At 71.4% G+C, this 22,487-nt stretch carries 17 protein-coding genes; 9 read left to right on the forward strand and 8 right to left on the reverse strand.

Annotated elements, in window-relative coordinates; translation table 11 throughout:
* Nucleotides 1-38: 38 nt before the first annotated feature.
* From ACWGJB_RS46670 to ACWGJB_RS46685, 4 genes are read right to left on the reverse strand one after another with little or no spacing between them, the layout of a single operon-like run.
* Nucleotides 39-683, reverse strand: coding sequence for a response regulator (locus tag ACWGJB_RS46670; RefSeq protein ID WP_453386112.1), 645 nt, complete (start codon nt 681-683; stop codon nt 39-41).
* A complete protein-coding gene (locus ACWGJB_RS46675) occupies nt 673-1,917 on the reverse strand; it encodes a sensor histidine kinase (protein WP_453386113.1) in 1,245 nt (414 codons plus the stop codon). Before ACWGJB_RS46675 ends, ACWGJB_RS46670 begins: the two co-directional genes overlap by 11 nt.
* Nucleotides 1,918-1,942: 25 nt before the next feature.
* Complete coding sequence (locus ACWGJB_RS46680) at nt 1,943-2,677, reverse strand: ABC transporter permease (protein WP_453386114.1); 735 nt, start codon at nt 2,675-2,677, stop codon at nt 1,943-1,945.
* Entirely contained in the window at nt 2,674-3,582 is a 909-nt protein-coding gene (locus ACWGJB_RS46685) for an ABC transporter ATP-binding protein (protein ID WP_453386115.1), read from the reverse strand. Before ACWGJB_RS46685 ends, ACWGJB_RS46680 begins: the two co-directional genes overlap by 4 nt.
* 228 nt (nt 3,583-3,810) lie before the next feature.
* Here ACWGJB_RS46685 and ACWGJB_RS46690 point away from each other — a divergent pair, with 228 nt between their 5' ends.
* The 7 genes from ACWGJB_RS46690 (at nt 3,811) to ACWGJB_RS46720 (ending at nt 16,008) form a co-directional block, all read left to right on the forward strand.
* Nucleotides 3,811-5,712: an ABC transporter ATP-binding protein gene (locus ACWGJB_RS46690; RefSeq protein WP_453386116.1), complete on the forward strand. Its 1,902-nt coding sequence runs from the start codon at nt 3,811-3,813 to the stop codon at nt 5,710-5,712.
* Nucleotides 5,709-7,607, forward strand: coding sequence for an ABC transporter ATP-binding protein (locus ACWGJB_RS46695; RefSeq protein WP_453386117.1), 1,899 nt, complete (start codon nt 5,709-5,711; stop codon nt 7,605-7,607). Before ACWGJB_RS46690 ends, ACWGJB_RS46695 begins: the two co-directional genes overlap by 4 nt.
* Nucleotides 7,608-7,629: 22 nt before the next feature.
* Complete coding sequence (locus ACWGJB_RS46700) at nt 7,630-9,468, forward strand: ABC transporter transmembrane domain-containing protein (protein WP_453386118.1); 1,839 nt, start codon at nt 7,630-7,632, stop codon at nt 9,466-9,468.
* Complete coding sequence (locus tag ACWGJB_RS46705) at nt 9,465-11,207, forward strand: ABC transporter ATP-binding protein (protein ID WP_453386119.1); 1,743 nt, start codon at nt 9,465-9,467, stop codon at nt 11,205-11,207. The genes ACWGJB_RS46700 and ACWGJB_RS46705 overlap by 4 nt, the downstream gene beginning before the upstream one ends.
* Before the next feature lie 290 nt (nt 11,208-11,497).
* A complete protein-coding gene (locus tag ACWGJB_RS46710; protein WP_453386120.1) occupies nt 11,498-13,531 on the forward strand; it encodes a M4 family metallopeptidase in 2,034 nt (677 codons plus the stop codon).
* Between the two features lie 253 nt (nt 13,532-13,784).
* Nucleotides 13,785-15,428 carry a M4 family metallopeptidase gene (locus tag ACWGJB_RS46715; protein WP_453386121.1) on the forward strand — a complete coding sequence of 548 codons (1,644 nt, stop codon included), beginning with the start codon at nt 13,785-13,787 and terminating at the stop codon, nt 15,426-15,428.
* Nucleotides 15,429-15,492: 64 nt separating this feature from the next.
* Nucleotides 15,493-16,008: a DUF1990 family protein gene (locus ACWGJB_RS46720; RefSeq protein ID WP_453386122.1), complete on the forward strand. Its 516-nt coding sequence runs from the start codon at nt 15,493-15,495 to the stop codon at nt 16,006-16,008.
* Nucleotides 16,009-16,011: 3 nt separating this feature from the next.
* Here the strand turns inward: ACWGJB_RS46720 and ACWGJB_RS46725 are convergent, their stop codons facing one another.
* From ACWGJB_RS46725 to glgP, 4 genes are read right to left on the reverse strand one after another with little or no spacing between them, the layout of a single operon-like run.
* Nucleotides 16,012-16,137, reverse strand: coding sequence for a hypothetical protein (locus tag ACWGJB_RS46725; RefSeq protein ID WP_453386123.1), 126 nt, complete (start codon nt 16,135-16,137; stop codon nt 16,012-16,014).
* On the reverse strand, nt 16,134-16,625 hold the full coding sequence (locus ACWGJB_RS46730; protein ID WP_453386124.1) for a SitI3 family protein: 492 nt from the start codon (nt 16,623-16,625) through the stop codon (nt 16,134-16,136). The genes ACWGJB_RS46725 and ACWGJB_RS46730 overlap by 4 nt, the downstream gene beginning before the upstream one ends.
* A gap of 21 nt (nt 16,626-16,646) precedes the next feature.
* On the reverse strand, nt 16,647-17,432 hold the full coding sequence (locus ACWGJB_RS46735; RefSeq protein ID WP_453386125.1) for a CdiA C-terminal domain-containing protein: 786 nt from the start codon (nt 17,430-17,432) through the stop codon (nt 16,647-16,649).
* A gap of 58 nt (nt 17,433-17,490) precedes the next feature.
* Nucleotides 17,491-20,115, reverse strand: coding sequence for an alpha-glucan family phosphorylase (gene glgP / locus ACWGJB_RS46740; RefSeq protein WP_453386126.1), 2,625 nt, complete (start codon nt 20,113-20,115; stop codon nt 17,491-17,493).
* Between the two features lie 217 nt (nt 20,116-20,332).
* Here glgP and ACWGJB_RS46745 point away from each other — a divergent pair, with 217 nt between their 5' ends.
* Nucleotides 20,333-21,535 carry a S8 family peptidase gene (locus ACWGJB_RS46745; RefSeq protein WP_453386127.1) on the forward strand — a complete coding sequence of 401 codons (1,203 nt, stop codon included), beginning with the start codon at nt 20,333-20,335 and terminating at the stop codon, nt 21,533-21,535.
* Nucleotides 21,536-21,800: 265 nt separating this feature from the next.
* On the forward strand, nt 21,801-22,487 hold a 687-nt coding region (locus ACWGJB_RS46750), incomplete at its 3' end, for a maltotransferase domain-containing protein (RefSeq protein ID WP_453386128.1).

A 22,487-nucleotide genomic window follows, 5' to 3' on the forward strand; every position in this document is an offset into this window, starting at 1 on the left:
GCGGGCGACGGGGCCGGCCGCGGCACGTCCGGGCCGGACTAGCCGAGGATCCCCCGCTGGTAGGCCGTCGCGACCGCCGCCGCGCGGTCGTTGACGCCCAGCTTGGCGTAGAGGTGGGTGAGATGGGTCTTCACCGTGGCCTCGCTGATGAAGAGTTCGCGGGCTATCTCACGGTTCGAGGTGCCCCTGGCGACCAGGGCCAGGACCTCGCGTTCGCGGACGGAGAGCGGTTCGTTGCCGGGGGCGCCGGGGGTGCGGACGGCGGAGACCAGGCGGGAGGCGACGGCCGGGGAGAGCACGGTACGGCCCTGGGCGGCGGCGCGGACGGCGGTGAAGAGCTCTTCGCGCGGGGCGTCCTTCAGCAGGTAGCCGGTGGCGCCCGCCTCGATCGCGGGGAGGGTGTCGGAGTCGGTGTCGTAGGTGGTGAGGACCAGGACCTTGGCGCGGGCGCCCCGCCGGGTCAGTTCGCGGATGGCGTCCACGCCGGAGCCGCCGGGCATCCGCAGGTCCATGAGGATCACGTCCGGGTCCAGGGCGGCGGCCCGGTCGACCGCCTCCGCTCCGTTCCCGGCCTCGCCGAGCACGGTGAAGCCGGGGGCGGACTCGAACATGCCGCGCAGGCCGTCGCGGACGACGGGGTGGTCGTCGACGACGAGGAGCGAGATCGGGGGCTCAGTTGTCATGGCGGACCAACGGTACGCGCGCCGACAGCGCGGTGCCGAGTCCCGGTTCGGACTCCACGGTCAGGGAGCCGGCGATGCGTTCGGCGCGGGCGCGCATGCCGTCGAGGCCGAAGCCGCCGGTCCGGCTACGGGCGGGCACGGCGAGCAGGTCGAAGCCGGTGCCGTCGTCACGGATGTCGAGGATGACCTCCTCGCCCAGGTAGGAGAGGGTGACGCCGACCCGGGAGGCGTGCGCGTGCCGGGCGGCGTTGGACAGGGCCTCCTGGACGATGCGCAGCAGGGTGGCCGCGACCTCCTCGTGGAGCTGCTCGGCGGTGCCGGTGAGGGTGAACTCGGCTCGTATGGACGTCCGTTCGCCCCATTCGACGACCGTCTTCTTCAGTGCCTCGGGCAGCCCGTCGTTCTCCAGGGCCACCGGGGCCAGGTTGTGCACGGAGCGGCGGGCCTCGCCCAGGCTGTGCCGGGCCAGCGCCAGGGCGCGGCCCACGTGCTCCTCGGCCACCTTCGGACCGGGGGTGTTGGTGACGACCTGGAGCTGGGCGATGATCCCGGTCAGGCCCTGGGCGATGGTGTCGTGGATCTCGGCGGCAAGCCGGCGCCGTTCGTCGGCGACCCCGGCCTCCCGCGCCTGGACGAGGAGCTGGGCGTGCAGCGCCGCGTTCTCGTCCAGGGCCTGGCGCAGGGCGGCGATGGTCTCGGTGCGCTCGCGGGACCGCTCGGCCTCCTGCTCGGTGAGGTGGGCGATCGCCATCTGGAGACCGGAGTTGACGGGCACCAGCACGGCGAAGAGGACCCACTGGAGCACGCTCTCGAACGGCATCCCGCCGGCCTGCGCACCCGCCACGGTGACCGCGCTCGCCAGCAGCCCGAGCCGCCGCCACCGGCGCGGCAGCAGTTCGTCGGCGTCCATGTAGCCGGTGGCGGCGTAGAACGCGAAGAACGGGTTGAGCCAGGTGAGCGCGAAGGCGAGAGCCCAGCGGACGACGTAGTACACGCTCCCGGCCACGGAGGGCGTACGGCCGCGGCCGGGGCGGCGGAACCGGGTGCCGTGCCACCACAGTTGGAGCGCGAGCGCGGCGCCGACCAGGGACCAGGCGGTGAACCACCTGGCCGCGGCGGTATGCGGGTCGGCGGAGGCGACACCGAGGACGACACTGATGCCGAGCAGCCCGTACGGCCCCCAGGTGTGCAGTTGCTCCCAGCGCCGGTCGATCTGGCTGTCCTCCACGGTCATGTCCCCAGTCTGCACGGCCGGCCGCCTACTCCCAGCGGAACCAGCGCGCCGCCGCGGCCGTCAGCAGCACCGCCCAGACGGCGAGCACACCCAGGTGGTCCCAGCCCGGCCACTGCCCGGCGGCGGCCTGGTCCAGGGCGCGGGCCGCCGCCCCGAACGGGGTCAACTGCACCACCCGGGCCAGTGCGTGCGGCATCTCCCGCACCGGGAGCCACACGCCCGCGCAGAACATCATCGGGAAGAACACCGCCGAGCCGATCGCGCCCGCGATCTTCGTGGTGCGGGACAGCGCCGAGACGACGGAGCCGAGGGCGAGGGCGGCCGCGGCCGCGAGCAGCAGCGCCAGCAGGTACCCGCCCGGCTGCTTCGGCAGCCGTACGTCGAAGGCGAGCCGGCCGACGACCAGCGCGAGCAGCGCCGAGCCCAGCGCGACCGTGCCCTGCACGACCATCTGCGCGGAGAGCAGCGCGGAGGGCTGTACCGGGGTGAGCCGCATCCGGCGCAGGATGCCCCGCTCCCGGTGGCCGGTCAGGACCTGGGGCAGCGACTGCACCCCGGACATGATCAGCGCGATCAGTACCGCGATGGGCACATAGGCGTCGACCGGCCGCAGGCCGCCCAGGGACTTGTCGGCGTCCCGGAACGAGGGGATCGAGCCGAGGATCACCAGGAGCAGCGTCGGGAACAGGAAGATCCAGAAGACGGCGCCGGGTTCGCGACGGAACAGCCGGAACTCGGTGCGCAGAACGGCGGTGTTCATACCGCTTCCTCCTTCGTCAGGTCCAGGAACGCGTCGTCGAGGGTCGCGTCCACGACCCGGAGCTGGTGGGCGGTGACGCGGTGCCGGGCGAGCAGGGTGATGACCGCGTTCACGGTCTCGTCGGTGCCGGAGAGCGTGATCCGGCCGTCCTTGTGCTCGATCGAGGCGAGGGCCGGGAGCGCGGCGAGGTCATGGTCGTCCAGCGGGGCGGACGGGGTGAAGCTGATGACGGTGGCGCCGGCGCTGCGGCGGATCAGCCCGGCCGGGGTGTCAAGCGCTGCCACCCGTCCCTTGTCGATCACCGCGATCCGATCGCACAGCCGCTGTGCCTCCTCCATGAAATGCGTGACGAGGAGGACGGTGACGCCACGGTCCCGGACGTCCTCGATCAGCTCCCAGGTGTCCCGCCGAGCCCGCGGATCGAGCCCGGTGGTCAGCTCGTCGAGGACCACGACCCGGGGACTCCCGATCAACGCCAGCGCGATGAACAGGCGTTGCCGCTGCCCGCCGGAGAGCTTGCCGAACCGGGTGGTGAGCTTGTCGGTGAGGGCGAGCCGCTCGGCGAGCGGTGCCCAGTCGAGCGGGGCCGGATAGAAGGAGGCGTACAGCTCGAGAGCCTCGCGGACGGTGAGCTTGGGCTGCAACTCGCTCTGCTGGAGCTGGGCGCCGAGGACGCGGGCGACCTTCTCGTGCTCGGCGACGGGATCGAGCCCGGTGACCCGGACGCGCCCGCCGTCGGGCTCCCGCAGTCCCTCCACACACTCCACGGTGGTGGTCTTGCCGGCGCCGTTCGGACCGAGGATCCCGAAGATCTCCCCTTCCTCGACGGCGAGACTCACCCCGTCCACGACGGCCCGGCCGCCGTACGACTTGCGCAGGTCTGTCACTTCGATGACGGATGGCATGGATTGAGGGTCCCGTCCGGGCCCGGTCCGCCACATCGGCCGCCCCGCTGGAAGCGGCATCAACCGATCGGCTGATGCGGCGGATCCGGTTGTACGACCCTCGAACCCTCCCGCAGTTCTCGGCCTGGCTCGAACCGGGGGACCCGCAGGTCGTAGGACCAGCGGCGGATTTCGGTCCGGCCAAAACTCGGTAGGCGTTGTCAGTGCCGATCCGTAGGCTCGCTCCTGATGCCTCCGACACGTGCAACCACCAAGGACCGGTCCGCCGTCCGTACCCTGCTGCGCCTGTGGCCGTACGTACGGCCGGTGCGGGTGCGGCTGTCCATCGCCGCGTTCGTGGCCGTGATCGCCTCCTGTACGGGGCTCGTCATCCCGCTCGTCCTCAAGTGGATGGTGGACGGCCCGGTGGCCGACCGGGACCCCGGCGGGATCTGGCTCGGCGCGCTGTACCTGCTGCTGCTCGGGATCGCCGAAGCGCTGCTCTTCGGGCTGCGGCGCTGGCTGGTGGCCAGACCTCTCTCGCACGTCGAGGCGGGCATGCGGGCGGACCTCTTCGGCCATCTGCAGCGTCTGCCGGTCGCCTTCCACGACCGCTGGGCCTCCGGTCAGCTGCTCTCCCGGGCCACCACCGACCTGATGCTGCTCCGCATGTTCCTCGCCTTTCCGCTGACCTTCCTGCTGGTCAACGGGGTGACCATCCTCGTCGGCGTGGTCATCATGCTGCTTCAGGACTGGACGCTGGGCCTGGTCATCCTCGTCCCCACGATTCCCGTGATGTGGACGTGCGCGATCTTCGAGAAGCGGTACGCGGCGGTGGCCCGGCTCGCCCAGGACCAGGTGGGCGACCTGACGACGGTGGTCGAGGAGAGCGTGCTCGGCATCCGCATCATCAAGGGGTTCGGCCGGCACCGCAGCCAGGCGCGGGCCTTCCGCGACCTGGTGTGGACCCTGCGGGGCACGGAGCTGCGCAAGGCGCGGATGCTGGCGGCGATCTGGGGCGTCATCGTGACCCTCCCGGAGCTGGCCATCGGGGCGGCGCTGCTGTGGGGGTCGGTCCAGGTCGCGGAGGGCGAGCTGAGCGCGGGGACGCTGGTGGCGTTCCTGTCGACCGCCCTGGCGCTGCGCTGGCCGGTGGAGTCGATCGGCTTCCTGCTGGCGATGAGTCAAGAAGCGGCCACGGCCACGGAACGGTACTTCGAGGTACGGGACGCGTTGCGGGAGGACGCCGACTCGTCGTCGGCTGCGGGTGCGTGGGGGCCGAGCGCGCCGTTCCCCGCGCCCCTGACGGGGCGCCTCAGCGCAGCGCCCCAAAGGGGCGCGGGGAACGGCGCGACAAGCCCCCACCGGCCCGCAGCCGACCACGGCCCCCTCCCCTCGGCCCCCGAACCCGACGGCATCCGGTTCGAGAACGTGCGGTTCCGCTACCCGGACGCCTCCCCCGACTCAGCCCCCACCCTCGCCCACATCGACCTCCACATCCGCCCCGGCGAGTCCATGGCCCTCGTCGGGGCCACCGGCAGTGGGAAGACCACCCTCACCGCGCTCATCCCCCGCCTGCACGAAGCGACCTCCGGACGGATCACCCTCGACGGCCGGGACATCACCGCCATGCCCCGTGCGGAGCTCCGCGCCCTGGTCGCCGTGGCCTTCGAGGAACCCACCCTCTTCTCCGCCTCGGTCGGCGAGAACGTGTTGATGGGAGCCGAGGACGGCGCCGGCGAACCGGAGCTGGACCGTGCCCTGGCCGTCGCCCAGGCGGACTTCGCGCACTCCCTCCCGCACGGCACCGCGACACAGGTCGGCGAGCAGGGCCTCAGCCTCTCCGGCGGCCAGCGCCAGCGCCTCGCGCTGGCGCGGGCGGTCGTCGGCCGGCCCCGCTTCCTCGTACTGGACGACCCGCTCTCCGCCCTGGACGTGCACACGGAGGCCGCCGTGGAGGCCGCGCTGCGGGACGTACTCGCCGACACCACCGCCCTGATCGTCGCCCACCGCCCCTCCACCGTCCTGCTCGCCGACCGCGTCGCCCTGCTCTCCGACGGCCGTGTCACCGCCGTCGGCACCCACCACGAACTGCTCCGCAGCAATGCCGAGTACGCCCGCCTGATGTCCGGGGAGGATCACCGCCGATGACCGCCGCCACCTCCCTGCCCGCCCCCGACGAGGACGACGAACTCCCCCGCCCGAAACCGACCGACGCCTCAGACGCCGCCGACGCCACAGCCGCCACCGGCTCCGGCGACCCCTTCGACCGGGACGTCCTGCCCGTCCCGCCCGGCGCCACGGCCACCCTGCTGCGCTCGCTGCTCGCACCGATGAAGGCGCGGGTCGCCGTGACCACGCTCCTGCTGCTGTTCCAGCAGGCGGCCGCGCAGGCGGGCCCGCTGCTGGTGGCCTACGCCATCGACCGTGCCGTACCGGCGTTCCGCCACCACGACCACGGCCCGCTGATCGCGGTGGCGGTCGGTTACGGCCTGAGCGCCCTGCTCTCCGGCGGCCTCCAGTACGCCTTCATCGAGGCTTCCGCGCGTGTGAACCAGGACGTCCTCCTCGACCTGCGCGGCCGCATCTTCCGCCACGCACAGGCCCTGAGCATCGACTTCCACGAGCGGTACACGTCGGGTCGGCTGATCTCCCGCTCCACCACGGACGTCGAGTCGCTGCGCGAGCTGCTCAGCGAGGGCCTCCAGGAGCTGGTCACGGTCATCCTCTCCTTCGTCTACATCTCGGCCATGCTGCTCTGGCTGGACCTGGGCCTGGGCGCGGTGGCCGTGGCCTCGTTCGTGCCGCTGTACCTGCTGGTGCGGCTGTACCAGCGGCGGGCGGTACGGGTGTACAAGGCGCGGTCCACGGCGATCGCGGCGGTGATCGTGAAGTTCGTGGAGACGATGAACGGCATCCGCCCGGTGCGCGCGTTCCGCCGGGAGGCCGCCAACGACGCCGAGTTCGCCGTACTCAACCGCCGACACGAACGCACCAACGGCGACGCGCTCCTCGAAATGGCGCGGTATGTGGTCGGCTCCCGGCTGGTCGCCAACACCTCGGTCGCGGTGATCGTGCTGTGGGGCGCCTACCGGGTGGCGTCCGGCTCACTGGAGCTGGGCGTCCTGGCCGCGGCCGTCCTGTATCTGCGCCGCCTGTACGACCCGATCGACCGGCTCGGCATGTTCCTCAACTCCTACCAGTCGGCGGCCGCCTCGCTGGAGAAGATCGCGGGCCTGCTGGCTCAGACCCCGTCCGTGCCGGAGCCCTCGGTCCCCAAGGAGCTGCCTCCGCCGGCGAGCGAACTGCCCGGCCGCGAGGTCGTCTTCGACGGCGTCCGCTTCGCCTACCGCACCGGCGGCGAGGTGCTGCCCCGTTTCGACCTCACCCTCCCGGCCGGCCAGACGGTCGCGGTGGTCGGCTCCACCGGCGCCGGCAAGTCGACCCTCGCCAAGCTGCTCGCCCGCTTCTACGACCCGACCGACGGACGGGTCCTCCTGGACGGCGTGGACCTGCGCGAACTGACCGTGCCCGAACTGCGGCGCGGGGTCGTGATGGTCACCCAGGAGGCGTTCCTGTTCTCCGGCACGGTCGCCGAGAACATCGCCATCGGCCGGCCGGACGCCACCCGCGAGGAGATCGAGCAGGCGGCCAAGGCGATCGGCGCGCACGAGTTCATCGCGGCCCTGCCCGACGGCTACGACACGGACGTCCGCAAGCGCGGCGGGCGCATTTCGGCGGGGCAGCGCCAACTGGTCGCTTTCGCACGCGCCTTGCTCGCCGACCCGGCGGTGCTGCTCCTCGACGAAGCCACCAGCTCCCTGGACATCCCCGGCGAACGGGCCGTGCAACGGGCCATGTCGACGGTGCTGAAGGGCCGTACGGCGGTGGTGATCGCGCACCGGCTGTCCACCGTGGAGATCGCTGACCGGGTACTGGTGATGGAGCACGGCCGGATCGTCGAGGACGGCCGACCGGCCGAACTCATCGCGGGCACCGGCCGGTTCGCGGACCTGCACCGGGCGTGGCGGGACAGTCTGGCCTAGCGAGGAGAACGGGGTTCACGGGGTGATCGACGCGCACGAGGATCCGGGCACGCCCGACACGCGCGGTGGCTGGTACTACCTGTGGTGGCTGGTGCACCGCCAGCCGGGCCGCTCGCTCGCCGGGGCGCTGCTGGGCAGCGCCTGGCTGACGCTGATGGCCGCAACGCCGTACATGATGGCCCGGGCCGTGGACGACGGCCTGGTGCCGGGGCACATGGCGGTGCTGGCCGGGTGGACGGCAGCGATCTTCGTCCTCGGGGCGGTCAACGCGTGGGTCAGCATCATGCGCCACCGCACGATGACCCGGGTGCGCATGGACGCGTATTTCCGCACGATCAAGGTGGTAGTCGGCCATGCGGTACGGCTCGGTGCCGCACTGCCCCGGCGGACGGGAGCAGGTGAGGTCGTCACGATCGGCGTCGGTGACGTGCACACCATCGCCCAGGCGCTGACCGTCGTCGGCCCCGGGGTGGGCGCGATCGTGGTGTACGCGGTGGTGGCCGGCCTGCTGGTGCCCATCTCGCCCCTGCTGACCGGCGTGGTCCTGCTCGGAGTGCCGGTGGTGGCGCTGCTCGCGGGCCCGCTGGCCCGGCGGCTCCAGGGCCGGGAGACCGAGTACCGGGAACGCCAGGGCGTCCTCACGGCCCGCATCGGCGACCTCGCGGGCGGCCTCCGCGTCCTCAACGGCCTCGGCGGCAAGGGCCTGTTCGCGGACGCCTTCCGCAAGGACTCACAGCATCTGCGCGTGCAGGGGTACCGGGTGGGTGCGGTCGCCAGCTGGGTCCAGGCCCTGGGGGTCGGACTGCCCACGGTGTACCTGGCTGTGGTGACCTGGATCGCGGCCCGGATGGCCGCCCGCGGGGAGATCACGGTGGGCCAGCTGGTGTCGGTGTACGGCTATGTCGCGGTCCTGGTGGGCCCGGTGGCGTTCTTCCTGGACATGGGCTACCAACTCAGCCGGGGCGTGGTGGCCGCCCGCCGGGTGGTACGCCTGCTGCACCTGGCCCCGGAACCGGACGAGGGCACGGAGCAGGCCCCGGCCGAACCGGCGGTCCTGCACGACCCGGAGTCGGGGGTACGGGTCCGCCCCGGCCGGCTGACGGCTCTGGTGGGCGCGAGCGGGACGGAAACGGGCGCGGTGGTGGACCGCTTGGGCCGCTACATGCCGTCGAACGTGACTTGGGGAGCGACCCGCCTGGACGCCGTCCCCCTGCAGGAGGTCCGGTCCCGCATCCTGGTGGCGGACAACGAGGCCCACTTCTTCGCCGACAGCCTGCGCAACTCCCTCAGGGGCGCGGAGCCGTATCAATCGGGCGGCCACGACGCGTCCCAAGGGGGCGCGGGTCTGCATCAAATGTGCGGCTGCCGCCGCGTGGGCGCGACAAGCCCCCACTCACCCGCACCCGCCACTGAACCCCCGGTCGCACCCTCTGACGCGCGAACCACCCAAGCCCTCCACGCAGCCGCAGCCACCGACATCCTGCAGGCCCTCCCGAACGGCCTCGACTCGGAGATCTCCGCCCAGGCCCGCAACCTCTCCGGCGGCCAACGCCAACGCATCCGCCTGGCCCGCGCCCTCCTCACCGACCCCGAGGTCCTCCTCGCCGTGGAACCCACCTCCGCCCTCGACGCCCACACGGAGTCCCTCGTGGCGGAGCGCCTCCGCACCGCCCGCGCCGGCCGCACCACCCTCCTCACCACCACCTCCCCCCTGATGCTGGCCCGCGCCGACGAGGTGATCTACCTGGTCGGCGGCAAGGTCGCGGCGACCGGTACCCACGAGGGCCTGCTGGAGTACGAGCCCGGCTACCGCGCCCTGGTGGCCCGGGACGCGGCGGAGGAAGAGGAGGCCGTACGGTGACGACGAGCCAACTGCCCGTCGCCGCACGGGCCGACGTGCGGCGGGCCGTTCTCCGCCTGGTGCGGGCCGACCGCGGGGCCTTCTCGGCCGCCCTGCTCCTGAACGCGCTCGCCGCCGGCGCCGGCCTGGTCGGCCCGTGGCTGGTCGGCCGGATCGTGGACGCGGTCCGGGCCGGGCGCGGCGTCGGCGCCGTGGACCGCCTCGCCCTGTGGATCCTGCTCTGCTCGCTCGCCCAGCTGCTGCTCGCCCGATCCGCCCGCTACCTCGGCCACCGGTTCGGGGAGCGGACCCTGGCCCGGGTGCGCGAGGAGTTCGTGGACCGGGCGCTCGCCCTGCCCGCGTCGGTCGTGGAGCGGGCCGGTACCGGGGATCTGACCGCGCGCGGCACCTCCGACGTGAGCACCGTCGGCACCACGCTGCGCGACGTCGGGCCCGAACTGCTGGTCTGCTCGGTGCAGGCGCTGTTCGTGATGGCCGCGGTCTTCGCACTGGACCCGATGCTCGGCGCCTTCGGGGTGCTCGGGCTGACCCCGATCTGGCTCGCGCTGCGCTGGTATCTGCGCCGGGCCCGGGACGGCTATCTCGGGGAGGGCGCGACGACCTCCGGGGTCGCGGAGATCGTCACGGCGACGGTGGCGGGCGCACGCACGGTGGAGGCGTTCCGGCTCCAGGAGCAGCGGATCGCGGCGAGCCGGGAGGCGCTGGAGGCCAACCGGAAGACCCGCTTCTACACGCTGTATCTGCGGACCGTGTTCTTCCCTGCGGTCGAGGTGTCGTACACCCTGCCGGTGGCCGGGGTGCTGCTGGTCGGCGGGCTGCTGCAGGTCGGGGTCGGGGTGGTGGTGTCGGCGGCGCTGTATCTGAGGCAGTTCACGGAGCCGCTGGACCAGATTCTGATGCGGGTGGAGCAACTCCAGTCCAGCAGCGCCTCGTTCGCTCGGGTGGAGGGGCTGGCGCAGGCTCCGCGGACGGAGGCGGACGGCGGGTCGGCGGCGCCGGCGGACGACCGGATCGACGTGTGCGGGGTGCGGTACGCCTATGAGCGCGGTGGCGAGGTGCTGCGCGGGGTGGATCTCACGGTGCGGCCCGGGGAGCGGCTGGCGGTGGTCGGGCCGTCCGGCGCCGGGAAGACGACGCTGAGCCGGCTGCTGGCGGGCGTCGACGCGCCCGGGTCGGGCACGGTGACCGTGGGCGGGGTGCCGATCGCCGGGCTGGCACCGGAGCTGCTGCGCCGCCAGGTCGTCCTGGTCACCCAGGAACACCATGTCTTCCTCGGCACGGTCCGGGACAACCTGCTGATCGCCGAACCGGCCGCGAGCGACGCGGACCTGTGGTCGGCGCTGACGGCCGTGGGCGCCGACGGCTGGGTCCGCGGCCTCCCCGGCGGCCTCGACACCGTGCTCGGCACGGGCGGTCGTGCCACGGACGGCTCCCAGGCGCAGCAACTCGCGCTCGCCCGGGTGGTGCTGGCGGACCCGCACACGCTGATCCTGGACGAGGCGACGGCGCTGCTGGACCCTGCGACCGCCCGGCACGCCGAACGCGCCCTGGCCGCCGTCCTCGAGGGCCGTACGGTCATCGCCATCGCTCACCGGCTGCACACCGCGCACGACGCCGACCGGGTGGCCGTGATGGAGGACGGCCTGCTCACCGAACTCGGCACCCACGAGGAGCTGGTGGCCGCGGGCGGGGCGTACGCGGCGCTCTGGGCGACCTGGCACGGCGACAAGGCGCCCTGAGGTCTGCCCGCTCACCGAACGATCCGCATACCGAACATGAACATCCGGTCAACGAACGATTTCCGGCCAAATTCCTGACGCGGTCCTGACAGATCGCGTTTTCTGGTGCCACTCTTCCCACGGCCGACTCACAGCAACCCCACAGATTCGCCCTGTCGCTGCCGGGTCCGGCACTGCACGCGTACGTGGTTCCGCGTTCCGCCTGTTCCGCATGTTCTGCCCGGACGGCCCACCCGCCCTCCGGATCTCCCCTGGCCGTGTGACCCGCGGCCACGCAGAAGGAGTCAGTGTTGAGAAGCAGTTCCTCTCGCAGACGCACCCCCCACCGCACCGCGATAGTGGCCCTCGCGGGCGTCACCGCCCTGATCGCCGCGGCCGTCCAGTCGGGCGCCGCCAGCGCCACCCCGGCCGCACCGCAGGCCGGCAGGATCAACCCCGCGCACGCCGCCGTCAAGCTCTCGCCCTCGCAGCGCGCGGAGCTGCTGCGTGACGCGACCGCCGAGAAGGCCGCCACCGCCAGGTCGATAGGCCTCGGCGCGCAGGAGAAGCTGGTCGTCAAGGACGTCGTGAAGGACGCCGACGGCACCGTCCACACCCGCTACGAGCGCACCTACGCGGGCCTCCCGGTCCTCGGCGGCGACCTGATCGTCGACACCGCCAAGTCGGGCGCCACCGAGCGCGTCGTCAAGGCGAACAACGCCACGCTCAAGGTCGCCGACCTCACCCCGGCCGTCAGCGCGGCGAGCGCCGAGAAGCAGGCCGTCTCCCGCGCCAGGACCCTCGGCTCCACCAAGTCGGCGGCCGACGGCGCCCGCAAGGTGATCTGGGCCGGCTCCGGTACTCCCGTCCTCGCCTACGAGACGATCGTCGGCGGCTTCCAGGACGACGGCACCCCCAACCAGCTGCACGTCATCACCGACGCCGCCACCGGCAAGAAGCTCTTCGAGTACCAGGGCATCGAGAACGCCACCGGCACCGGCAACACCCAGTACAGCGGGACGGTGTCGCTGTCGACGACCCAGTCGGGCTCGACGTACAACCTGACCGACGGCGACCGCGGCGGCCACAAGACGTACAACCTGAACCACGGCACCTCGGGCACCGGCACGCTGTTCTCGCAGTCGAGCAACACCTGGGGCAACGGCACCACGTCGAACGCCGCCACCGCCGGCGCCGACGCGCACTACGGGGCCGCCGAGACCTGGGACTTCTACAAGAACACCTTCGGCCGCAGCGGCATCAAGAACAACGGTGTCGGCGCCTACTCCCGCGTCCACTACGGCAACTCGTACGTGAACGCGTTCTGGGACGACGGCTGCTTCTGCATGACCTACGGCGACGGCTCCGGCAACGCGGACCCGCTGACCGCCCTCGACGTGGCCGGCCACGAGATGAGCCACGGCGTCACCGCCAACACCGCGGGCCTCAACTACAGCGGTGAGTCCGGCGGTCTGAACGAGGCGACCTCCGACATCTTCGGCACCGGCGTCGAGTTCTACGCCAACAACTCCTCCGACGTCGGCGACTACCTCATCGGCGAGAAGATCGACATCAACGGCGACGGCACCCCGCTGCGCTACATGGACAAGCCGAGCAAGGACGGCGGTTCGGCCGACTACTGGTCCTCGTCGGTCGGCGGCCTCGACGTGCACTACTCGTCCGGCGTGGCGAACCACTTCTTCTACCTGCTGAGCGAGGGCAGCGGCGCCAAGGTCATCAACGGCGTCAGCTACAACTCACCCACGAAGGACGGCCTTCCGGTCACCGGCATCGGGCGGGACAAGGCGCTCCAGATCTGGTACCGGGCGCTCACCACCAAGTTCACCTCGACCACCAACTACGCGGCCGCCCGCACCGGCACCCTCGCGGCGGCGGGTGAGCTGTACGGCACCACGAGCACCGAGTACAAGGCGGTGCAGGACGCCTGGGCGGCCGTGGCGGTCGGCTCGCGCTCCGGCGGCGGTGGCGGTACGGGCACCTCGTACGAGAGCACCACACCGGTGTCGATCCCGGACAACGGCCCCGCGGTCACCTCGTCGATCACGGTCTCCGGCCGGACCGGGAACGCGCCGACCAACCTCCAGGTGACGCCGAATATCAGCCACACCTGGCGCGGTGACCTGGTGATCGACCTCGTCGGTCCGTCCGGGACGTCGTACCGCCTGAAGGCCTTCAGCTCGTCCGACTCCGCGGACAACGTGACGGACACCTACACGGTGAACGCCTCGTCGGAATCGGCCAATGGGACCTGGAAGCTGAAGGTCCAGGACCAGGCCGCACAGGACGTCGGCACGATCAACAGCTGGAAGCTGACCTTCCCGTAAACCGCAGGACACGGGCGTGAGCGACGGGCGCCGTCCGGGGGTTCGACTCCCCTCGGGCGGCGCCCGTTTTACATGTTCGCAACGTTCACCCAACACCTGCTTTTCGGCCAACATCACTTCAGGGTCCTGACATGTACGCGACCTTGATGTCACTCTTCCCTCACCCGTCGCACAGCACAGCAACTTCACAACCCCACAGCCGGGCCGGTAACCCCACATCGCCCCGGACTCCCCACATTCTGAAGGAGCTTGAGTGAGCCCCCTCTACGCGCGTCACAAGCGCACCACTCTGGCCATAGCCACCGCTGTCGCCGCCGGCGCCCTGCTCACCACGGGTATGACCGCGAACGCCACGGCCGCCGCCAAGCAGCCGCTGGCCGCCGCCCCCACCCTGCTCTCCAACTCCGCCCGCACCGCCCTCATCCAGAAGGCGCAGGCGGACGTCACCGAGACCGCGCAGCAGATAGGCCTCGGCGCCAAGGAGAAGCTGGTCGTCAAGGACGTCGTGAAGGACGCCGACGGCACCGTCCACACGCGCTACGAGCGCACCTACGCGGGCCTCCCGGTCCTCGGCGGCGACCTGGTCGTGCACACCTCCAAGGCCGGCAAGACCGAGGGCGTCACCAAGGCGACGAAGACGGCCATCAAGGTGGCCTCCCTCAAGCCGCAGATCAGCACCGCCAAGGCGGAGAAGTCGGCGCTCACCGTCGCCAAGTCGCTGGGCTCCAGCAAGTCGGCGGCCGACGGCGCCCGCAAGGTGATCTGGGCCGGCTCCGGTACTCCCGTCCTCGCCTACGAGACGATCGTCGGCGGCTTCCAGGACGACGGCACCCCCAACCAGCTGCACGTCATCACCGACGCCGCCACCGGCAAGAAGCTCTTCGAGTACCAGGGCATCGAGAACGCCACCGGCACCGGCAAGACGCTGTACTCGGGCACCGTCAGCCTCGACACCACCCTGTCGGGCTCGACGTACAGCCTGACCGACGCCACGCGCGGCAGCCACAAGACGTACAACCTGAAGCACGGCACGTCCGGCACCGGCACGCTGTTCACCGACGCGGACAACGTCTGGGGCACCGGCACCGCCTCCAGCTCCACCACCGACCAGACCGCCGCCGCGGACGCCGCCTACGGCGCCCAGGAGACGTGGGACTTCTACAAGAACACCTTCGGCCGCAGCGGCATCAAGAACAACGGCGTCGGCGCCTACTCCCGCGTGCACTACGGCAGCTCGTACGTCAACGCGTTCTGGGACGACAGCTGCTTCTGCATGACCTACGGCGACGGCTCGAGCAACACCCACCCGCTGACCTCGCTGGACGTGGCCGGCCACGAGATGAGCCACGGCGTCACCGCCAACACCGCGGGCCTCAACTACAGCGGTGAGTCCGGCGGTCTGAACGAGGCGACCTCCGACATCTTCGGCACCGGCGTCGAGTTCTACGCCAACAACTCCTCCGACGTCGGCGACTACCTCATCGGCGAGAAGATCAACATCAACGGCGACGGCACCCCGCTGCGCTACATGGACCAGCCCAGCAAGGACGGTGGCTCCGCCAACTACTGGTCCTCCTCGGTCGGCAACCTCGACGTGCACTACTCGTCGGGTGTCGCCAACCACTTCTTCTACCTGCTGTCCGAGGGCAGCGGCGCGAAGACGATCAACGGCGTCAGCTACAACTCGCCGACGTACAACGGGTCCACGGTCACCGGCATCGGCCGGGCCAAGGCGCTGCAGATCTGGTACAAGGCGCTGACGACGTACTTCACGTCGACCACCAACTACAAGTCGGCGCGCACCGGCACCCTCTCGGCGGCGGCCGCCCTGTACGGCTCCGGCTCCACCGAGTACAACGCGGTGGCGGCGGCCTGGACGGCCGTCAACGTGACCTGATAGCAGCGGTACGGACGGACCCCGGGACGAAGGCATCCCCGGGGTCCGTCCTACGCTCTCTCCCATGTCCTTCACGTACGAGGCGGTCGGCGCGACCCGCGAGGATCTCGCCGCCTGCCCGCCCGGCTTCCACCCGCTCCATGTGCGCACACGCATAGGTGAGGGCGCGGAGGTCTTCCACAAGTCCGCCGAAGCGGTCCTCACCTGGGAACTCCACCGCGCCCTGGGCGTCGGCATCGAGGCCTCCGCCGACCGTGCGGCCCCCGGCGTGGACGTCACCGTCACCCTCGCCGGCCTCATCAAAGCCCCCTGTCGTGTCGTCTGGACGCTGGAGGAGTCCCGCCGCGCCGGCTGGGCCTACGGCACCCTCACCGGCCATCCCGAATGCGGCGAGGAGGCCTTCGTGGTCGACCGCACGGGCGACGGCACCGTGTGGCTGACGGTCGCGGCCTTCAGCAAGGCGGCGAAGTGGTACGCCCGGGCGGGCGGCGCCGCGACCCGGGGGCTCCAGCACGCGTACGCCCGCCGCTGCGGGGCGGTACTGCGGAGGCTGTGCGCAGGGGCGGAGCCGGAGTTCTGACGGTCAGACGGGCATCGCCCGCGCATGCTGGTCGCCCACGAACGCCTGGGCGACCTCGACGTCCGGGCACCAGATGGTGCGGCCGGGCATGTCGGTCGCCTGAAATCCGATGCGCGGCGGCCGGCTCATTCCGAGTCCATGCTGTGGGTCTCCCGGCGGAACGGCTGCCTCATCAAGGCCAGCCGCTGCGGCCGCCAGATGTCGTCCCTTTCGTTCAGGCTGAGTTCGCCGTTCCTGCGCAGCAGCCAGATCACCTCGAACTGGAAGTGCAGCACCGCGTCGCCGTCGATCCGCTCCAGCAACGGCGCCACCAGACGGATCATGTCGTCCTGCTGCTCCGCGACCTCGACCCCTTTGGCCATACGGAAGCCCACCCCGACCGTGGGCGTGAAACCGAGACCGGCGACGACGGGGTGCCATGGCTGCGGCGGTTCCTGCCGGACGACGCTCACGTATGTCCCCAGCCGGCTGAGCGCGAACACCCCGCGCTCCGTCAGTCGTTCGGCCGTCACCGACGCGTCGAACACACCGGTCTCGGTGCCGACCTCGGCGAGACGTGAGGCGACCTCGGCAACAGCCGATCCCGTCGCGATGTCGAGGTCGAATTCGATTGCCATTGAGAAAATATCCCCTGATTCCTACGGATAGAGATGAACGACGTTTCCCGCGCGGTCGATCACCAGCACCTCTTTCAATCCCGCCTTCGGCCAGTCGTGGCACTGCTTCTGCAGGGCTCCGAGGTCGGCATTGCTGTCTCCGAGGTTGAGGACGACACGTTCCGTCTGTCCCTTGTCCACCTTCTTCTCGACAGCCGACCAGATGGAGCGGGGACTGCTGGCGGTCGGTGCGTAATTGTCGAAGATCTGACCCTCGATCCGGAAATCAGGCTTCGTGCCGCGCCGTCGTTCTTGCTCAGGGATTCCGGCCTCCTCGCCGAGGCCACCGACGACCAGGGCGAGGCCGCCGAGGACGGAGAGCGTGGATCCGGTGTCATGCAGCATCGCGTTGCCGAGGGAGGCCAGGTCGGAGACCAGAACCTCGCCCGCGTCCTTGAGGAAGTCTCCGACGTCGGACGCGATCGAGTCGACGGTGTCGCCGAGCTTGTCCCACCCCGAGTCGTGCATGCCGTCGTGGGTGATGGCGCGATGGATGACCTTGGCTGCCTGCTTCGCGGCGTCGTCGCGCACGTCCCTGGCGTGCTGGAGCGCCGACTTGGCGTTCGAGAGATCGCCGGCCGCCTGGTCCCGCTGCCTGTTCAGCCGTACGCGCCGTGGATCGTGGTCGGCCGTGTCCTTCGGCAGGCCCTGGATGCTCCGGAGCGCCGCCTCCTGGTCGGTGTGTGCGGCCTTGTCGGCAAGCTGCTGCGCGTGTTCGAGGGCGCTCGCCCAGTCGGCGGTGCTGCCGCGGCGGCGAGCGAAAGGCAAGCCGTGAGCCAAGGGCGGGCAAAGATCACCCGCCCTCGGTCGTCCCGTCGTCCCGGTGTCACCGCATCAGCACGCCGGCCCCCTCCACCGCGCTCTCCGGCGGGGATGTCACCAAGCCCAGTTCCGCGCTGGAGGCAAGGAGCCGGTGGGCCGGGAGGACGCGGACCGTGTAGCCGTAAGGGCCCGTGCGGTCCAGGGAGAGGGGGCCCTCGTAGGTCCAGTGGCCCTCCAGGTCCGGTCCTCCCGTCGGTTTCAAGGGGACCGACGTCGCGTCCGTGATGCGGTCCTCCAGGTCGACCCGGCCGGAGACCGCCTGGACCTCGACGTCGTCGGTGGCGAGGTCGCCGAGCCGGACGCGGACGCGCAGGGCGAGGGTGGTGCCCAGTTCGGCGGTGGCCGTGGCGGTGGCCGCCTCGACGTGGTCCACCGAGACACCGTGCCAGGCCGCCCGTACCCTGCCCTTCCAGGCGGCGAGTTCACGGGCCGTGTCCGAGGTCATGGACCGGTGGGCGTGGGCCGCCGGGGTGTAGAGGCGCTCCACGTACTCCCGGACCATCCGGCCCGCCAGCACCTTCGGGCCCAGCAGCGTCAGCGTCTGGCGGACCATCTCGATCCAGCGGTCCGGGAACCCGCTCTGCCCGCGCTCGTAGAAGCGCGGGGTGACCCGCTGTTCGAGGAGGTCGTAGAGGGCGGCCGCCTCGATGTCGTCCCGGCGCTCGGGATCGGTGCCGGCGCCGTCCGCGGTCGGGATCGCCCAGCCGAAGTCCGGCTGGAACCATTCGTCCCACCAGCCGTCCAGGACCGAGAGGTTGAGGCCGCCGTTGAGCGCCGACTTCATCCCGCTGGTCCCGCACGCCTCCAGCGGGCGCAGCGGGTTGTTCAGCCAGATGTCGCAGCCGGTCAGCAGCTTCTGCGCCATCGCCATGCCGTAGTCGGGCAGGAAGACGATCCGGTGCCGGACCCGCGGGTCGTCGGCGAACCGGACCAGTTCCTGGACCAGCCGCTTGCCGCCGTCGTCCGCCGGGTGCGCCTTTCCGGCCACCACGACCTGGATCGGCCGCTCGGCGTGCAGCAGCAGGTCCATCAGCCGGTCACGGTCGCGCAGCATGAGCGTGAGCCGCTTGTACGAGGGGACACGCCGGGCGAATCCGATGGTCAGCACGTCCGGGTCGAGGGCGTGGTCGATCCAGCCCAGCTCGGCGGTCCCGGCACCCCGTTGCCGCCAGGAGGCGCGCAGCCGGTCCCGGACCTCGAGCACCAGCTGCTCCCGCAGGTTCCGGCGCAGGTCCCAGATCTCCTGGTCGGTGACGTCGGCGACCGCGTCCCAGCGCTCGGTGCCGCCGACGGTCAGCGCCTCCTCGGTACGGCGGTCGCCCAGCTGCCGGGCCCCCAGCCGGACCACCTCGGGGGCCACCCAGGTAGGGGCGTGCACCCCGTTGGTCACGGAGGTGATCGGCACCTCGTCGGCGTCGAATCCCGGCCACAGTCCGGAGAACATCTCCCGGCTGACGTTGCCGTGCAGCAGCGAGACCCCGTTGGCGCGCTGGGCGAGCCGCAGCCCCATCACGGCCATGTTGAAGAGGTTGGGTTCGCCGCCGGGGTAGGTCTCCATCCCCAGCCGCAGGATGTGCTCCACCCCGATCCCGGGCAGTTCGGCGTCGGGGCCGAAGTGGTGGGCGACCAGCTCCCGGTCGAAGCGGTCGATGCCGGCCGGGACGGGGGTGTGGGTGGTGAAGACGGTACCGGCGCGCACCGCCTCCAGCGCGGAGTCGAAGTCCAGCCCCTGGGCACAGAGCTCGGCGATCCGCTCCAGGCCCAGGAAACCGGCGTGCCCCTCGTTGGTGTGGAAGACCTCGGGCTCGGGGTGGCCGGTCAGCCGGCAGTACGTCCGTACGGCGCGCACACCCCCTATACCGAGCAGCATCTCCTGGAGCAGCCGGTGCTCGCTGCCGCCGCCGTAGAGCCGGTCGGTGACCCCGCGTCCGCCGAGGTCGTTCTCCTCCACGTCGGAGTCCAGCATCAGCAGCGGCACCCGGCCCACCTGGGCCAGCCAGATCCGGGCGCGCAGCAGCCGGCCGCCGGGCAGGGCGAGGGAGACGTGCGCCGGGGTGCCGTCGGCGTCCTTCAGTGGCACCACCGGAAGTTCGTTCGGGTCGAGGACGGGATAGTGCTCCTGCTGCCAGCCGTCCCGGGACAGGGTCTGCCGGAAGTACCCGTGCCGGTACAGGAGGCCGACGCCGATCAGCGGTACGCCAAGGTCGCTGGCCGACTTGAGGTGGTCGCCGGCCAGGATGCCGAGGCCGCCGGAGTACTGCGGCAGGGCGGCCGTGATGCCGAACTCGGGCGAGAAGTAGGCGACGGCCGCCGGGAGCTCGGCGGCCTGCGGCCGGGACTGGTACCAGCGGTCGCCGGTCACGTAGTCGTTGAGGTCGTCCGCGACCGCCGTCAGCCGGCGCAGGAACCGGCGGTCACCGGCCAGCTCGGCCAGTCGTGCTGTCGGCACACTGCCGAGCAGCCGCACCGGATCGCCCTCCGAGGCGGCCCAGCGCTCGGGGTCGACGGCCTGGAAGAGGTCACGGGTCTCGGTATGCCAGGACCAGCGCAGATTTCGGGCCAGGTCGCTGAGGGGGCGGAGGGGGTCGGGGAGAACGGGACGGATGGTGAACCGACGGATCGCCTTCACATTCCACTCCACGCGTTCGTGGTGAGAGCCGTACGGCGGTGTGCGGCTCGGCGTCCCTCAGACGGTACCGGTGTCGAGGGGGCCGTTGTCGGAGCTCCGGCACCAGACCCCGGCTTCGTCCCCCGGTGGACGGAGCGAGACGCGTCACGCCTCCTTGTGGGACCCAGCCCCGCACGAGACGCTGCCCCCCTGAGCTGAGGAGGGGGAACTCACAGCCATGTCACGGACGATCAATTGGCGTCCGCGTCTGGTGGGGGGCTTGACCGCGGTCGTCACGGCCGCGGTGCTGTCGTCGGCCACCCTGCCCGCGCACGCCGTACCGGAGGGGACCGTACTGGGCGCCGGCCGACCGGGCTCGGTCGGCGGAAGCTATCTGGTGAGCCTGGAAGAGGGGATCAAGGGGGCCTCGGCGGCCGGGAAGGACGTCGCCACCCGCTATGGGGCGAAAATAAGCCATACTTACGGCAGTGTGCTGAACGGCTACGCCGTCCGGGCAAGCGCTGGACAGGCCCGGCGGCTCGCCGCGGACCCGCGGGTCGCGTCCGTCGTCCAGGACAGCCGGGTACGGCTCGACCGCACCCAGACGAACCCGCCCTCCTGGGGTCTGGACCGCATCGACCAGGCGGGGCTGCCGCTCGACAGGGCGTACACCTGGCCGGGGTCGGGGGGTGCGGGCGTCACCGTCTACGTGATCGACACCGGCATCCGGATCAGCAACCGCGACTTCGGCGGCCGGGCGGGCTACGGCTGGGACTTCGTCGGGAACGACGGATCCGCCGGCGACGGCAACGGACACGGGACCCATGTCGCCGGCACCATCGCCGGGACCCGGTACGGCATCGCCAAGAAGGCGAGGGTCGTCTCCGTACGGGTCATGGACAACGCGGGGTCGGGCACCACCGCCCAGGTCATCGCCGGTATCGACTGGGTCACCGCACACGCCCGCAAGCCGGCGGTGGCCAACCTCAGCCTGGGCGGTGCGCACAACGCCCAACTCGACGCCGCGGTACGGAACTCGATCAGGTCCGGGGTGACCTACACCGTCGCGGCCGGCAACGACGGCGTGCCGGCCGCCCGTTCCTCACCGGCCGACGTGCCGCAGGCCCTCACCGTCGGCGCCACCGACCGCACCGACGCCCGCGCGCGCTTCTCCAACTTCGGCGGAGCCGTCGACCTGTTCGCCCCGGGCGTGGCGATCACCTCGGACTCGTACGCGAGCGACACCGGCAGGGCGACCTACTCGGGAACCTCGATGGCGTCACCGCATGTGGCGGGCTCCGCCGCGCTCTACCTCGCCGGTCACCCGAAGGCCACCCCGGCCCAGGTCGCCAAGGCTCTGATTGCGGGGGCCGCGAGCGGGAAGGTGAACGGTGCGGGACCGGGGTCACCGAACCGGCTCCTCCGGGTGCCGAAAACGTAAAGCGTTTTCCCCAACGCGAACACGCCACCGGCCCCGTTCGTACAGAACGGGGCCGGTCTTGTGCGTAGACATACGGCTGAGTAGTTAACAAAGTGCCGGATTGCCCACCCGAATAGGGTGGGAAGGCTCCTCCGGTACACCCCATGGACACAGCGCTGATACCCCGCACAGGTAGACCCTCAAGTACACCCTCGGAAACAGCCGCAGGACCCGTCTCGCCACCATCCATCCGCCCACACGCTCGTTGCCGCGGACAGGAGCGGTCATGCCCGCCACGCACCAGTCGTCAGCACCTCCGACACCGCGCACGTCATCCCGTGCCGCGCCCCCCGCACCCCCCGCGGACGAGGCCACCGCCGTCGGCCGCATACCCGTCCTGGACGTCCGTCCCCTGGTCCAGCAGGGGCGCCGGCCCGCCAAAGCGGTGACCGGGGAGTCATTCGAGGTCACCGCCACCGTCTTCCGCGAGGGCCATGACGCCGTCGCCGCCAATGTCGTACTGAAGGACCCCAAGGGCCGCCGGGGTCCCTGGACCCCGATGCGGGAGCTGGCCCCCGGCACCGACCGCTGGGGCGCCGAGGTCACCGTCGACGGGAAACCGGGCCGTTGGACCTATCAGGTCGAGGCCTGGGGAGATCCGGTCACCACCTGGCGCCACCACGCCCAGATCAAGATCCCGGCGGGCATCGACACCGGTCTGGTCCTGGAGGAGGGCGCACGGCTCTACGAACGGGCCGCCGCCGGGGTGCCGAAGAGCAAGAAGCGGGAGGTCATCCTGGCCGCCGCTCAGGCCCTGCGCGACGAGGACCGCCCCGCCCCCTGGCGCCTCGCCGCCGCGCTCAGCCCCGAGGTCGACAAGATCCTGACCCGGTATCCGCTGCGGGAACTGGTCACCTGCTCCGAGCCGTTGCCGCTGCTCGTCGAGCGCGAGCGGGCCCTGTACGGCTCCTGG

The sequence above is a fragment of the Streptomyces sp. NPDC054813 genome, from assembly GCF_053611365.1.